At 62.8% G+C, this 13083-nt stretch carries 15 protein-coding genes and 4 tRNA genes; 13 read left to right on the top strand and 6 right to left on the bottom strand.

The genetic code is table 11. The annotated features are described in order from the left end of the window. The first annotated feature begins 59 nt into the window (after positions 1 to 59). From BLR77_RS18255 to BLR77_RS18205, 11 genes are all read left to right on the top strand, one after another. The gene (locus BLR77_RS18255; RefSeq protein ID WP_074680463.1) at positions 60 to 608 is read left to right on the top strand and encodes a Tll0287-like domain-containing protein; all 549 of its coding nucleotides are present in this window, start codon (positions 60 to 62) and stop codon (positions 606 to 608) included. Next, complete coding sequence (locus BLR77_RS18250; RefSeq protein ID WP_074680461.1) at positions 605 to 889, top strand: metal-sensing transcriptional repressor; 285 nt, start codon at positions 605 to 607, stop codon at positions 887 to 889. The genes BLR77_RS18255 and BLR77_RS18250 overlap by 4 nt, the downstream gene beginning before the upstream one ends. A 204-nt stretch (positions 890 to 1093) precedes the next feature. After that, entirely contained in the window at positions 1094 to 1957 is an 864-nt protein-coding gene (locus BLR77_RS18245) for an MBL fold metallo-hydrolase (RefSeq protein WP_074680459.1), read from the top strand. A gap of 10 nt (positions 1958 to 1967) precedes the next feature. Beyond that, positions 1968 to 3707, top strand: a complete 1740-nt coding sequence (locus BLR77_RS18240; protein ID WP_074680457.1) for a bifunctional protein tyrosine phosphatase family protein/NAD(P)/FAD-dependent oxidoreductase — start codon at positions 1968 to 1970, stop codon at positions 3705 to 3707. Then, complete coding sequence (locus BLR77_RS18235) at positions 3704 to 5470, top strand: SulP family inorganic anion transporter (protein ID WP_074680455.1); 1767 nt, start codon at positions 3704 to 3706, stop codon at positions 5468 to 5470. Before BLR77_RS18240 ends, BLR77_RS18235 begins: the two co-directional genes overlap by 4 nt. Further along, positions 5454 to 5834, top strand: coding sequence for a rhodanese-like domain-containing protein (locus tag BLR77_RS18230; protein ID WP_074680453.1), 381 nt, complete (start codon positions 5454 to 5456; stop codon positions 5832 to 5834). Before BLR77_RS18235 ends, BLR77_RS18230 begins: the two co-directional genes overlap by 17 nt. Before the next feature lie 164 nt (positions 5835 to 5998). Further along, the gene (gene cydP / locus BLR77_RS18225) at positions 5999 to 6214 is read left to right on the top strand and encodes a cytochrome oxidase putative small subunit CydP (protein ID WP_074680451.1); all 216 of its coding nucleotides are present in this window, start codon (positions 5999 to 6001) and stop codon (positions 6212 to 6214) included. Further along, positions 6211 to 7776: a cytochrome ubiquinol oxidase subunit I gene (locus BLR77_RS18220; protein ID WP_074680449.1), complete on the top strand. Its 1566-nt coding sequence runs from the start codon at positions 6211 to 6213 to the stop codon at positions 7774 to 7776. The genes cydP and BLR77_RS18220 overlap by 4 nt, the downstream gene beginning before the upstream one ends. Positions 7777 to 7786: 10 nt before the next feature. Further along, positions 7787 to 8926, top strand: a complete 1140-nt coding sequence (gene cydB / locus BLR77_RS18215; RefSeq protein WP_074680447.1) for a cytochrome d ubiquinol oxidase subunit II — start codon at positions 7787 to 7789, stop codon at positions 8924 to 8926. An 11-nt stretch (positions 8927 to 8937) separates the two neighbouring features. Then, positions 8938 to 9051, top strand: a complete 114-nt coding sequence (gene cydX / locus BLR77_RS18210; protein ID WP_074680445.1) for a cytochrome bd-I oxidase subunit CydX — start codon at positions 8938 to 8940, stop codon at positions 9049 to 9051. Then, the gene (locus tag BLR77_RS18205) at positions 9044 to 9334 is read left to right on the top strand and encodes a cyd operon YbgE family protein (RefSeq protein WP_074680443.1); all 291 of its coding nucleotides are present in this window, start codon (positions 9044 to 9046) and stop codon (positions 9332 to 9334) included. The genes cydX and BLR77_RS18205 overlap by 8 nt, the downstream gene beginning before the upstream one ends. A 55-nt stretch (positions 9335 to 9389) precedes the next feature. Here the strand turns inward: BLR77_RS18205 and BLR77_RS18200 are convergent. From BLR77_RS18200 to BLR77_RS18185, 4 genes are all read right to left on the bottom strand, one after another. After that, positions 9390 to 9465 (bottom strand) — tRNA-Gly (locus tag BLR77_RS18200). A gap of 14 nt (positions 9466 to 9479) precedes the next feature. Then, a tRNA-Glu gene (locus tag BLR77_RS18195) sits at positions 9480 to 9555 on the bottom strand. 45 nt (positions 9556 to 9600) lie between these two features. Beyond that, a tRNA-Gly gene (locus tag BLR77_RS18190) sits at positions 9601 to 9676 on the bottom strand. Between the two features lie 15 nt (positions 9677 to 9691). After that, positions 9692 to 9767, bottom strand: a tRNA-Glu gene (locus tag BLR77_RS18185). 243 nt (positions 9768 to 10010) lie between these two features. On the opposite strand from BLR77_RS18185, the gene BLR77_RS18180 reads away from it, so the two are divergent. Further along, complete coding sequence (locus BLR77_RS18180; RefSeq protein ID WP_074680441.1) at positions 10011 to 10754, top strand: hypothetical protein; 744 nt, start codon at positions 10011 to 10013, stop codon at positions 10752 to 10754. Between the two features lie 64 nt (positions 10755 to 10818). Further along, positions 10819 to 11481, top strand: coding sequence for a glutathione S-transferase family protein (locus tag BLR77_RS18175; protein WP_074680439.1), 663 nt, complete (start codon positions 10819 to 10821; stop codon positions 11479 to 11481). A 155-nt stretch (positions 11482 to 11636) separates the two neighbouring features. Here the strand turns inward: BLR77_RS18175 and BLR77_RS18170 are convergent, their stop codons facing one another. After that, positions 11637 to 12119 (bottom strand): GAF domain-containing protein, encoded by a 483-nt coding sequence (locus BLR77_RS18170; protein ID WP_074680437.1) that lies wholly within the window; start codon positions 12117 to 12119, stop codon positions 11637 to 11639. Further along, the gene (locus tag BLR77_RS18165; protein WP_074680435.1) at positions 12116 to 13006 is read right to left on the bottom strand and encodes an ATP-binding protein; all 891 of its coding nucleotides are present in this window, start codon (positions 13004 to 13006) and stop codon (positions 12116 to 12118) included. Before BLR77_RS18165 ends, BLR77_RS18170 begins: the two co-directional genes overlap by 4 nt. Positions 13007 to 13083: the final 77 nt, after the last annotated feature.

Below are 13083 nucleotides of genomic sequence, written 5' to 3'. Positions count from 1 at the left end.
GATGACAGACTTTGCGTTTCATGCATAAATACCCCCACCAGTATTTATGAGGTCCGACCATGCGCCCACTCCTGCTCGCCACATTGCTCGCCTGCACTGACGCACACGCCGCCACGCCCTGGCAAAACGAGGCAGCTGCGCAGATCCCGCCATTCGCCGAACAGCTGCTAGGCACCGTGCGCCAGGCCATCACTGAGGGCGGGCCGATTGCAGCCGTGCAGGCCTGCCAGGCTGTGGCGCCGCAGATCGCCAGCGAACACAGCCAGCACGCCTGGCAGGTGGGCCGCACATCGCTCAAGGTACGCAACCCGGATAACGTTCCTGATGCCTGGGAGCGAGCCGTGCTCGAACGCTTCGCCAGCGCGGCCGAGGCTGGCACTCCGGTGAAAGAGCTACGCCATGGCGAAGAGGTCGACGGCCAGTACCGCTACATGCAGGCCATTGCCGTAGGTGAACCCTGCATGGCTTGTCACGGCACGGCGATCAAAGCAGAGGTACAAGACGCCATTGACCAGTACTATCCGCAGGATCAGGCACGCGGCTACCAGGTCGGCGAACTACGCGGCGCCTTTACCCTCCGTCGCCCCATTGCACAGGAAACGCCATGACCGAGACTACCGACCTGCAGCTACGCATGCTCGAACAGCAGCAAGCGATGCTCAAGCGCCTGGCCCGTGTCGAAGGCCAGATACGTGGCATCCAGGCGATGATCAAGCGTGGCGAGGATTGCGCAGCCATCGCCCAGCAGTTCTCGGCAGCTCGTAGCGCCCTGGACAAATCCTACCGCCTGATGCTCACCTGCCTGATCGAAGAGGCCATGCTTGACCCCGAGCAGGACACCGACGCCTCGCTGCAGCGCGTTCGCGAGATATTTACCAAGTACACCTGAAGCCCTCCCGGCGCGCCCCTCGCGCGTCCTGGCATCCGGCTAATCCACCGGAAGCCAGGCACTGCAAAAGGCTTGCATGACGGTTATAGCCGAGCTGAACAAGGCCTCCTCTTTTATTCCATTTAAATCTAAGCATAGAACCAAAAAACAGTTACGCTTGCTCTTAATTGAATACTCCCATGGGTATATGAGAGGAGCCTGACCATGCGCCCTGATGTCGTCGAATTCTTCGATCCTGCCACCTACACCTACAGCTACGTCGTTATCGATCCCGCCACGCAGCACTGCGCCATCGTCGACTCGGTGCTGGACTACGACCCGGCCTCCGGGCGCACCTCACATGCCAGTGCCGAGCGCATCGTCGCCTTCGTCAAGGCGCGCGGTCTGCGCGTCGAGTGGCTGCTGGAAACTCACGTACATGCCGACCATCTTTCCGCTGCGCCTTATATCAAGCGTGAACTGGGCGGCAAGCTGGCCATCGGCGAGCACATTACCGTGGTGCAGAACACCTTCGGCAAGCTGTTCAACGCCGGCACCGAGTTCGCCACCGATGGTAGCCAGTTCGACCGTCTGTTCCACGATGGCGATACCTTCCATATTGGCGAACTTCACGGTAGAGCCATCCACACCCCAGGCCATACTCCGGCCTGTATGACCTACCTGATCGGTGATGCCGGCTTCGTCGGCGATACCCTGTTCATGCCCGACTACGGCACCGCCCGTTGCGACTTCCCCGGCGGCGACGCGCACATCCTCTACCAGTCGATCCAGAGACTCTTCACCCTGCCCGACGAAACCCGCCTGTTCATGTGTCATGACTACAAGGCACCCGGGCGCGAGGATTTTCGCTACCAGACCACCGTCGCCGAGGAACGTGTACACAACGTCCACGTCCATCAGGGCATCTCCGAGGCCGACTTCGTCGCCATGCGCCGCAAGCGCGACGCCACCCTGGGCATGCCCACCCTGATTCTGCCTTCGGTACAGGTCAACATGCGTGCAGGGCAACTACCACCGGCCGAAGACAACGGCACCCGCTACCTGAAGATCCCTCTCGACGTGCTTTGAGGTCATCATCATGGAATCGATCAAGCGCCTGACACCCTTCATTGCCGTGGCCGCTCAGTTACAACCTGGCGACATGGGCATGCTCGCCGCCGCCGGCTTTCGCAGCGTGATCAACAACCGTCCCGACGGTGAAGGTGAAGGCCAGCCCAGCTCTGCTGAAATGGCCGCTGCCGCCAAGGACAGCGGCCTGGATTATCACTACCTGCCAGTGGTGTCCGGCCAGATCAGCGATGAAGACGTCAGCGCCTTCACCACCCTGCTCGGGCAGATACGCGGCCCCCTGCTGGCGTTCTGTCGTACCGGCACCCGCTCCACCAGCCTATGGGCACTGAGCGAAGCTCATCATCTCGATCCGCAGGCATTGTTGAGCACCGCTGGCGCTCAGGGTTACGACCTCAGTGGCCTTACGCCTCGCCTGCAGCAACGCTGGCAGCAGGCTACGGTCACCCAGGCACAAACGGGCGGGACACCGACTCAACGCTATGACGTGGTGGTGGTCGGCGGCGGCGCGGCGGGCTGCGCGGTAACAGCCAGCCTGCTCAAGCGCAACGCCGAATTGCGCATCGCGGTGATCGAGCCAAGCGAACAGCACTATTACCAGCCAGGCTGGACGCTGGTGGGCGCCGGCATCTTCGACCGCGCCCGCACCGAACGCCCCATGGCGCGCTGCATCCCACACGGCGCACACTGGATTCGCGCGGCGGTGGCCGGCTTCGAGCCGGATCAGCAACGCGTGGTGCTGGAAGACGGTAACCGGGTGAACTATCGCGCCCTGATCGTCTGCCCTGGCCTGAGCCTGCACTGGGACGGCATCGACGGTCTCAGGGAAACCCTCGGCAAGAACGGCGTGACGTCCAACTACCAGTTCGAACTGGCGCCCTACACCTGGCAACTGGTGCAGAACCTGCGCAAGGGCCGGGCGCTGTTCACCCAACCGCCGATGCCGATCAAGTGCGCCGGCGCACCACAGAAAGCCCTGTACCTGTCCTGCGACTGGTGGCTGAGGCAGGGCGTGCTGCCGCAGATAGACGTCGAGTTCTGCTCGGCCGGCGCCGTGCTGTTCGGCGTGCCCACCTTCGTACCGCCGCTGATGCAGTACATCGAACGCTACAGCGCGCAGCTCAACTTCAACACCAACCTGATCGCCGTCGATGGCCCTGCGCGTCGCGCCTGGTTCAAGCAGACCGATGCCCGCGGCGAAAGCAAGACCATCGAGGAGACCTTCGACCTGCTCCACGCCGTACCCCCGCAACGACCGCCGGAGTTCATTCGTCAGAGCCCGCTGGCCGGCGCCGACGGCTGGGTCGAGGCCGATCACGAAACCCTGCGCCACCCGCGCTTCGGCAATGTTTTCAGCCTGGGCGACGTCTGCGCCGCACCGAATGCGAAAACCGCCGCCGCCGTGCGCAAGCAGGCGCCGGTGGTTGCCGAGAACGTCCTCTCGGTGCTGGGCGGCAAAGGCCCGCAGGCGATCTACGATGGTTATGGTTCCTGCCCGCTGACGGTCGAGCGGGGCAAAGTGGTGCTGGCGGAGTTCGGTTATGGCGGCAAGCTGCTGCCCACCTTCCCGCTGGATCCGGCGGTACCCCGGCGCCTGGCCTGGGATCTCAAGGTACGGATGATGCCGAGCATCTATTTCGACCTGATGCTGCGTGGCCGCGAGTGGCTGGCCGAACCCAGACATCTGCCGCACCCGCCGCTGGCGGTCGAGGCTCCCGCAGCCTGTGACTTCGGCAAGGAACAGAAATGAAGCCGAGTCACTGGCTACCCTGCCTGGACTGGGGCCGAGGCTACGACCGGGGCAGCGCTGCCCAGGATGGCCTCGCCGCTCTGATCGTCACTCTGATGCTGATTCCGCAGAGCCTGGCCTATGCCATGCTCGCCGGCCTGCCGCCGGTGACCGGCCTATACGCCAGCATCCTGCCGCTGCTGGCCTATGCCCTGTTCGGCTCCAGTCGCACCCTGGCGGTCGGCCCGGTGGCGGTCGTCTCGCTGATGACCGCCGCCACCCTGGCACCGCTGTTCCCTGCCGGCAGCCCGGCCTACGTCGGTGCGGCCATGCTCCTGGCGCTGCTGTCGGGCGTGCTGCTGGCCGCGATGGCCATGCTGCGCCTGGGCTTCATCGCCAACTTTCTCAGTCATCCGGTGGTGTCGGGTTTCATCAGCGCCTCGGGCATTCTCATCGCCGTCGGCCAGCTCAAACACCTGCTCGGCGTCTCGGCTTCCGGCGAAAATCTGCCGCAGTTACTGCCAAAACTGATCCAGGCGCTACCAGGCACGCACGGGCCAACCCTGCTCATCGGCGTTCTCAGCCTGGCATGGCTGTGGTGGGCCAGAACCCACCTCAAGCAGACACTGCAACACCTCGGCCTGTCGGCTCAGTTGGCAAACAACCTGGCCAAGGCCGGGCCCGTGCTGGCAATTATCGTCGCGATTGCCACTGTCGACCTGCTGCAGCTGGAACAAGCCGGCGTCAGGGTGGTCGGCCTGGTGCCGCAAGGGCTGCCGGGGCTGACCCTGCCCACCCTGGATCTCGATCTGGCCATACAACTGCTGCCAGCGGCATTGCTGATCAGCCTAGTGGGCTTCGTCGAATCGGTCTCGGTCGGCCAGACCCTGGCAGCCAAACGCCGACAACGCATCCAGCCAGACAACGAACTGCTCGGCCTCGGTGCGGCGAACATCAGCGCGGCGCTCAGCGGCGGCTTCCCGGTTACCGGCGGTTTCGCCCGTTCGGTGGTCAATTACGATGCCGGCGCACGTACGCCCATGGCCGGGGTATTCACCGCCCTCGGTATCGGCCTCAGTGTGATGCTGCTGACCCCACTGCTGCACGACCTGCCGCAAGCCGTGCTGGCGGCGACCATCATCGTCGCCGTGCTCAGCCTGGTCGACCTCAAGTCGCTGCGCCACACCTGGCGTTATTCGCGCCAGGACGGCGCCGCACAGATCGCCACCCTGCTCGGCGTACTGCTGATCGGCGTCGAAGCTGGGATTCTGCTTGGCGTCGGCCTGTCGCTGCTGCTGTTTCTCTGGCGCACCAGCCAACCGCATATCGCCGTGGTCGGCCAGGTGCCGGGCAGCGAGCATTTTCGCAACGTCGAACGTTTCGCCGTGATCGAGACGCCCAACGTGTTGTCGCTGCGTGTCGACGAGAGCCTGTATTTCCCCAATGCCCGCTATCTGGAAGACCGCATCGGCGAGCTGATCGCCAGCCGACCGCAAGTACGCCATCTGGTGCTGATGTGTTCGGGGGTCAACCTGATCGATGCCAGCGCGCTGGATTCACTCAATGCCATCGTCGAGCGTCTGCATGCCGCTGGCGTGCAGTTGCACCTGTCCGAGGTCAAAGGGCCGGTAATGGATCGCCTGCGCCGCTCCGACTTCCTGCAGTGCTTCGGCGGCCAGGTGTTCATCAGCCAGTTCGAGGCGCTCAAGCAGCTCGCCCCAGTGCCTGCGGCATCTTCCCAACCACTGCCCACGCAAGGTAATCCCCATGAAAAGCGCTCATGACCTGGTGCTCGCTGCCAAGACCCGTATCGCCGAGGTCGACCTGCAGCAAGCCGAAGCCGCCATCCGCGACGCCGATCTGCTGATCGATGTGCGCGAAGCGGACGAATATGCCGCTGCGCACATCCCCGGCGCCATCAACATTCCCCGTGGGCTACTGGAGTTCAAGCTGAGCAACGACCCGCAACTGAGCGAGCGCACGCTCAAGCTGGTGCTGTATTGCAAGAACAGCGGTCGCTCGGCCCTGGCTGCCGACGCGCTACGAGAAATGGGCTATCGCAACGTACTGTCGCTGAGTGGCGGCATCGAGGCCTGGCAAGCCGCTGGACACGAGCTGCTGGCACCAAAGCTGCCGGCGTTCGACTAGCTCACCGAGGGCGTTCGGCGCAGAAATCCCCGACTAATCATCATTCCCCTGACCTGCATCAATTCCAGCGACCACATACCCCCATGAGTACCCTGTAACATTAAGAAACACCCATTCTACCGGCGCGACCTCACGGCCAGCGCCGGTAAATCCGGAGCATCGAGATGCCCGAACGCGACCCCACCTCCCCCTGGCGCATTCCGCTGGTACGCGAAGTCGCCGCGATCCTGCTGATCAAACTGACTCTGCTGCTCGGCATCAAGGCCATCTGGTTCGATGCACCAACAGTGCCTCAGGACGGCCAGCAACGCGTCGAGAGCCACCTGCTAGGCCAGCCCAGCGCACCTTCTTCAACATCCACCGAGGAGACACCGAGATGATCTCGGAATCAGTCGTCGATCTGTCACGCCTGCAGTTCGCCATGACAGCGATGTATCACTTCATCTTCGTCCCCCTGACCCTGGGCCTGGCCTTCCTGCTGGCGATCATGGAGTCGGTCTATGTGATGACCGGCAAACAGGTCTACAAGGACATGGTCAAGTTCTGGGGCAAGCTGTTCGGCATCAACTTCGCCCTGGGTGTCACTACCGGGCTGACCATGGAGTTCCAGTTCGGCACCAACTGGGCCTACTACAGCCACTACGTCGGCGACATCTTCGGCGCGCCGCTGGCCATCGAGGGGCTGATGGCCTTCTTCCTCGAATCCACCTTCATCGGCCTGTTCTTCTTCGGCTGGGATCGCCTGAGCAAGCTGCAGCACCTGACCGTGACCTGGCTGGTGGCGATTGGCTCGAACCTCTCGGCATTGTGGATCCTCATCGCCAACGGCTGGATGCAGAATCCGGTGGGTGCCGAGTTCAACTTCGAGACCATGCGTATGGAGCTGACCGACTTCGGCGCCCTGCTGTTCAACCCGGTGGCGCAGGTCAAGTTCGTGCATACCGTGGCGGCTGGCTACGTCACCGGCTCGATCTTCGTCCTGGCCATCTCCAGTTACTACCTATTGAAGAAACGCGATCTGGGCTTTGCCCGTCGCTCCTTCGCCATAGCCTCGGCCTTCGGCCTGGCCTCGATTCTCTCGGTGATCGTGCTCGGCGACGAGTCCGGCTACGAGATCGGTGACGTGCAGAAGACCAAGCTGGCCGCCATCGAGGCCGAGTGGGAAACCCACCCGGCACCGGCGGGCTTCACCCTGTTCGGCCTGCCCAACCAGGAGGAGCAGCGCACCGACTATGCGGTGAAGATTCCCTACGCACTGGGGCTGATTGCCACCCGCTCGCTGGATGAAGAGGTCAAGGGCATCAAGGACCTGCTCATCGAACACGAGGCGCGCATCCGCACCGGCATGCAGGCCTATGCACTGTTGGAGCAATTACGCGGCGGCGACAAGTCGGCCGAGACCATCGCTGCCTTCAATGAAGTGAAAGGCGATCTGGGTTACGGCTTGCTGCTGAAGAAATACACCACCAATGTGGTCGATGCCAGCGAGGCGCAGATCAAGCAGGCCGCGCTGGACACCATTCCCAACGTGTTCAGCCTGTTCTGGACCTTCCGCATCATGGTCGCCAGCGGCTTCCTCATGCTGGCGCTGTTCGCCTGCGCCTTCTGGGCCTCGGCGAAGAAGAACGAAGAAAGCAAGCCCTGGCTGCTCAAGTGGGCGTTATGGAGCCTGCCGCTGCCCTGGATCGCCGCGCAAACCGGCTGGTACGTGGCCGAACATGGCCGCCAGCCCTGGTCCATCGGTGAAGTGCTGCCGACCCACCTGTCTGCCTCCAGCCTGTCGGCCGGTGACGTCTGGGGCTCGTTGATCGCGCTGATTGCCTTCTACAGCCTGCTGCTGGTGGTGGAGATGTACCTGATGATCAAGTTCGCCCGCCTCGGCCCATCGAGCCTGCACAGCGGACGCTACCACTTCGAGCAACAGCAGCCGGCCCACGCCTGAGGACTTCGCCATGTTCGACTACGAAACCCTGAAACTCGTCTGGTGGGTGCTGATCGGCGTGCTGCTGATCGGCTTCGCCCTCACCGATGGCTTCGACATGGGCGCCATGGCGCTGATGCCCTTCGTCGGCAAGACCGACAACGAGCGCCGCGTCGCCATCAACACCATCGCCCCACACTGGGACGGCAATCAGGTGTGGTTCATCACCGCTGGCGGCGCGCTGTTCGCCGCCTGGCCGATGGTCTACGCGGTGGCCTTCTCCGGGCTGTACTGGGCCATGCTGCTGGTGCTCTTCGCCCTGTTCTGCCGCCCGGTGGGCTTCGACTACCGCAGCAAACTGGACAACACTCGCTGGCGCAGCGCCTGGGACTGGGCGCTGTTCGTGGGCGGCGCAGTGCCGGCACTGGTGTTCGGCGTGGCCTTCGGCAACCTGTTCCTCGGCCTGCCGTTCCAGCTCGATGACATGATGCGCTCGAGCTACCACGGCTCCTTCTTCGCCCTGCTCAACCCCTTCGCCCTGCTCTGTGGCGTGGTCAGCCTGAGCATGCTCTGCGCCCATGGCGGCGCCTGGCTGATGCTGCGCACCGAAGGGGATCTGGCCGCGCGTTCACGCCAGGCCACCTACCTCAGTGCCCTGGTGTTCCTGATCGGTTTCCTGCTGGCCGGCAGTTGGCTGGCACTGGGTATTAAAGGCATGAGTCTGATCGGCGCCGTGGATGCAGGGGCTGCGCTGAACCCGCTGCACAAGCAGGTACTCGCCGACAACGCCGGCTGGCTCGGCAACTACGGTCGCTACCCGCTGACCATGGGCGCCCCCGTGCTGGGCGTGCTCGGCGCACTGCTGGCCATCCTCGCTAGCACCTGGCGCCGCGCCGGCCTGGCCTTCATCGGCAGCAGCCTGATGATCGTCGGCGCCATCTGCACCGCCGGCTTCGCGCTGTTCCCCTTCGTCTTTCCGTCGAGCCTTGATGCGGCCTCCAGCCTCACGGTCTGGGATGCGGTATCGAGCCACAAGACCTTGGGCATCATGTTCGTGGTCGCCTGCATCTTCGTGCCGATCATCCTGCTCTATACCCTGTGGAGCTATGTCCGCATGTGGGGCAAGTTGAACGACAGCAGCATCGAAGCCAACCCCCACGGCCTGTATTGAGGAGAAACGCGATGTGGTACTTCACCTGGATTCTCGGCGTACTGCTGGCCAGCAGCTTCGGCATCATCAATGCACTGTGGCTGGAAACCACGCAGGATCTCGACACCGAGCGCGAGCATGAGTGACATCACCTTGAACGAGCGCGCGCCGATGCGCGTGCTCTCCTGGCTGCTGGCCACGCCTCTGGCGCTGCTGTTATTGATCCACCCCGGTGCGATGCTCGACAGCCAGGGGCGCTACAGCCATTCGTTGCTGATGCTGGTGATGTGGGGTGTATCCAACGCCTTCATCCACGGCGTCGGCTTCGCCCCGCGCCACTGGCTGTGGCGCGCCGTATTCTCGCCCTGGCTGGGCTGGGGCTTGTGTGGGCTGGGCTATGCGCTGCTGTATCTGGCGCAGATGACCTGAAAGGCAAACGACAGAAACGAAAACGCCGCTCGATTGAGCGGCGTTTTCGTTTATTTGGAGCGGGAAACGAGACTCGAACTCGCGACCCCGACCTTGGCAAGGTCGTGCTCTACCAACTGAGCTATTCCCGCGGTACAACTTGAAGTGGCGTCCCCTAGGGGACTCGAACCCCTGTTACCGCCGTGAAAGGGCGGTGTCCTAGGCCACTAGACGAAGGGGACCTGGAACTTCGTTTGAAACCCTGCCGAAGCAGCATTTCCAAATTTTGGAGCGGGAAACGAGACTCGAACTCGCGACCCCGACCTTGGCAAGGTCGTGCTCTACCAACTGAGCTATTCCCGCATTACAGCTTGAAAGTGGCGTCCCCTAGGGGACTCGAACCCCTGTTACCGCCGTGAAAGGGCGGTGTCCTAGGCCACTAGACGAAGGGGACACACCCCGGAACATCAAGCAACTTTCCGGCTTCCTTCGCTCTGTTTCTAGCATTGCTCTGGAAGTGGCGCGCATTCTATGGACCCTTTCGAGGGTCGTCAACCTCTCTCTAAAAAATTTTTAAAATCAAAGACTTCAGCCCATAAATCGATATGCCACTAGGAGCCATGCAGCCAAGCCACTACACTCGGTCGAAAAGTCGATTCTCGAGAGGTCCCAAGCAGTGTCCGCACTCGTGATAACCATGCTGATCGTCGGTGGCATCGTCCTGCTGATGGTGATTGCCTATATCAACCACGCCGTCGAGAACAGCAAGCTGGAAAAAGCGCGCCAGCGCGCTGATCTGCTCGACCGCATTCGTCGCTGCCAGGATATCTCCGAGCGCATGCCTGGGCAGTTGATGACACCGCAGCTGAAGCTTCTGCTGAGCCGGCTGCAGCTGCAAGTCAGCGAGCGCCTGCTCCCGCTGGAAAAGCAGAACGCCAAACTGCAGAACGATATCGATACCCTCAAGGCCCAGATCGCTCAGGGCGAATCCATCCCGGTGAAGAACCCACCCCAGGCCATCGCCAATGAAGCGAAGGCCAAGGACGTACGTTTCCTGCTGGAAAACCTGCACGCCCTGATCACCAGCTCGGTACAGGGCGGTTTGCTGCCCGCTAACGATGGCAAGCACTGGCTCAAACAGATTCGCCAGATGCTGGTGCTGGTGCATATCGAATTCTTCAACACCCTGGGCCAGACGGCAATCCAGCAGAATCAGCCCGGCCAGGCGCGCCTGGCCTTCGAACGTGGCGTGCAGTACCTGCGCAAGCAACCTGAACCTGCGCCTTACCAGGCGCAACTCAAGCGTTTCGAAGAACAGTTGGCGCGCGCCAATGCCATGGTTCTTAACAACAGCGCGCCCACAGCGGAAGAACCCAGCCAGTTGACCGAAGGTCTGAAGGACCTGGAAGACGACTGGAAGAAGAAGAACATCTACGACTGAGCAGAAGCAGAGCCCTCGACCGCCCTCGCTCAGCCGACCATGCTGGCCGCCGATAGGAGCTGCAATGAGCCTGACCGTTTACGGGGCACCCCTGTCCCCCTTCGTCCGCAAACTCTGCCTGTGCCTGATCGAAAAGGGCCTGGATTACGAACTCGAAGTGGTCATGCCGTTCGGCCAGCCAGAGTGGTTTCGTGAACTCAACCCGCTAGGCCGGATTCCCGCCTTTCGCGATGGTGACCTCAAACTGGCGGACTCCAGCGTCATCTGCCAGTACCTGGAAGAGCGCTACCCAGAGCAAAAGCCGCTGTATGGCGACGGCGCCGAGCAACGCGCCAAGGTACGCTGGCTGGAAAAATATGCGGACTACGAGTTGGCGCCGCTGTGCACCTTCACCGTGTTCCGCAACCGCGTGCTGAAAGCCACCATGGGCCAGCCATGCGACGAGGACAAGGTGCAGCAGGCACTCAGGGAAAAGCTGCCCAGTCACTTCGACTACTTCGAGACCACGCTGGGTGATGCGCCCTACTTCCTTGGCGAACAACTGTCCATGGCCGACCTGGCGCTGGCCAGCCAGTTGATCAACATGGAGCACGGCGGGGAAACACTGGATGCCGCCCGCTGGCCGAACCTGCTGGCGCACTACGCGCGCATCAAGGCTCGTGCGTCCACGCAGCAATTGTTGCCGCGTGAACTGCGTACACTGGAGAAGATCGGCGCCAAGCGCTGAACACGCAGGCCCGGCTTTTCCGTAGGGTGCGCCGTGCGCACCGGCTGCGAAATCAGCTTAGGCAACACCTCAAACCAACGGTGCGTGCGGCGCACCCTACCGGATCGTGCCCAAACCGCCGCATCGTCACAGGCAGAGCCACGCCAAAGGCGTATTCAGCAGTCGCTGGCGGCCAGGAAGATCGCTGCCAGCGCCTCGATACCGGCCTGATCGGCCTCGGTGAAACGCCCCACCGAGGGGCTGTCCAGATCCAGCACGCCGATCAGGCGACCATCCTTCAACAATGGGACCACCAGCTCGCTATTCGACGCACTGTCGCAGGCAATATGCCCGGCAAAGGCATGCACGTCTTCGACCCGCTGCGTCTGCAGGCTGGCCGCCGCCGCGCCGCAGACACCGCGACCGAAGGCGATGCGCACACAGGCCACCTTGCCCTGGAACGGGCCAAGCACCAGCTCGCCATCCTTCACCAGATAGAAGCCGGCCCAGTTCAGGTCGGCCAACTCGTGAAACAGGAAGGCGGAAAACTGCGCGGCATTGGCGATGAAGTCGCGCTCGCCACTGAGCAGTGCCTGCAATTGCGCACTCAGCAGCGGATAGCCGTTGAGATCGCCACCAGTTTGGGAAAGATCGATCATGTCTGTTGCTCCAGCAGTTGCAGCCCGACCCAGTGGCGGGCGAATTGATAAGCGCAGCGGCCATTGCGATTACCGCGGCCCAGCGCCCAGCGAATGGCGGCCTTCTCCAGCGCCTCGTCCCAGCTCCAGCTGAGCCCGACCTGACGCGCCTGCACCTCGACCCAGTGACGCACGACGAGCAGGAAGTGATCCTGACTGAAGGGATAGAACGACAGCCACAAGCCAAAACGGTCGGACAGCGCGATCTTGTCCTCCACCGCCTCGTTGGGGTGCAGCTCGCCGTCGACCCTCTTCCAGTTCTCGTTGTCGCTCTGGTGCTCGGGCACCAGATGACGACGGTTAGACGTGGCGTACAGCAGCACGTTATCCGGCGCCTGCTCCAGCGAACCATCGAGCACGCTCTTGAGCACCCGGTAATCACCCTCGCCTGCTTCGAACGACAGGTCATCGCAGAACAGCACGAAGCGCTGCGGCAACCCGGCCAGCAGCTCCACCACACGCGGCAGGTCGGCCAGGTGATCGCGTTCGATCTCGATCAGACGCAGGCCGGCCTTGGCATGCTCGGCGAGCAGAGCACGCACCAGCGAAGACTTGCCAGTACCCCGCGCGCCCCAGAGCAAGGCGTGGTTGGCCGGCATCCCGCTGACGAACTGACGGGTGTTGCGCGCCAGTTGCTCGCGCTGGGCGTCCACACCCAGCAGGTCGCTCAGCGACAGGTCGAGGCTGACATCCAGCGGCAGCAGGTAGCCGCTGCGACCATCACGCACCCAGCGCGCCGCCACGCACGCGCTCCAGTCCACGTGCGGACGCAGCGCGGGCAGCAAGGGTTCGATGCGCTCCAGCACCTGCTCGGCGCGGGCGAGAAAATCCAGCAATCGGGAATCCACGATCTACTACTCCTTTTGCGCAGAGCCGCACGTTGCAGCCTCTGCCGGTACAGGGTCGCTATCAGCTATGCTTGGCA

The sequence above is a fragment of the Ectopseudomonas alcaliphila genome, from assembly GCF_900101755.1.
Lineage (GTDB): Bacteria > Pseudomonadota > Gammaproteobacteria > Pseudomonadales > Pseudomonadaceae > Aquipseudomonas > Aquipseudomonas alcaliphila.
The sequence above is the reverse complement of the archived record's forward strand: the minus strand, read 5'-3'. Positions and strand labels throughout refer to the sequence as shown.

Excerpts from the sequence above, each read along its gene's own strand:
- BLR77_RS18245 (WP_074680459.1), top strand. The coding sequence starts at position 1,094 with ATGCGCCCTGATGTCGTCGAATTCTTCGATCCTGCCACCTACACCTAC.
- BLR77_RS18180 (WP_074680441.1), top strand. The coding sequence starts at position 10,011 with ATGCTGATCGTCGGTGGCATCGTCCTGCTGATGGTGATTGCCTATATC.
- BLR77_RS18250 (WP_074680461.1), top strand. The coding sequence starts at position 605 with ATGACCGAGACTACCGACCTGCAGCTACGCATGCTCGAACAGCAGCAA.
- cydP (WP_074680451.1), top strand. The coding sequence starts at position 5,999 with ATGCCCGAACGCGACCCCACCTCCCCCTGGCGCATTCCGCTGGTACGC.
- BLR77_RS18240 (WP_074680457.1), top strand. The coding sequence starts at position 1,968 with ATGGAATCGATCAAGCGCCTGACACCCTTCATTGCCGTGGCCGCTCAG.
- cydB (WP_074680447.1), top strand. The coding sequence starts at position 7,787 with ATGTTCGACTACGAAACCCTGAAACTCGTCTGGTGGGTGCTGATCGGC.
- BLR77_RS18230 (WP_074680453.1), top strand. The coding sequence starts at position 5,454 with ATGAAAAGCGCTCATGACCTGGTGCTCGCTGCCAAGACCCGTATCGCC.
- BLR77_RS18205 (WP_074680443.1), top strand. The coding sequence starts at position 9,044 with ATGAGTGACATCACCTTGAACGAGCGCGCGCCGATGCGCGTGCTCTCC.
- BLR77_RS18220 (WP_074680449.1), top strand. The coding sequence starts at position 6,211 with ATGATCTCGGAATCAGTCGTCGATCTGTCACGCCTGCAGTTCGCCATG.
- BLR77_RS18170 (WP_074680437.1), bottom strand. The coding sequence starts at position 12,119 with ATGATCGATCTTTCCCAAACTGGTGGCGATCTCAACGGCTATCCGCTG.
- BLR77_RS18235 (WP_074680455.1), top strand. The coding sequence starts at position 3,704 with ATGAAGCCGAGTCACTGGCTACCCTGCCTGGACTGGGGCCGAGGCTAC.
- cydX (WP_074680445.1), top strand. The coding sequence starts at position 8,938 with ATGTGGTACTTCACCTGGATTCTCGGCGTACTGCTGGCCAGCAGCTTC.
- BLR77_RS18175 (WP_074680439.1), top strand. The coding sequence starts at position 10,819 with ATGAGCCTGACCGTTTACGGGGCACCCCTGTCCCCCTTCGTCCGCAAA.
- BLR77_RS18255 (WP_074680463.1), top strand. The coding sequence starts at position 60 with ATGCGCCCACTCCTGCTCGCCACATTGCTCGCCTGCACTGACGCACAC.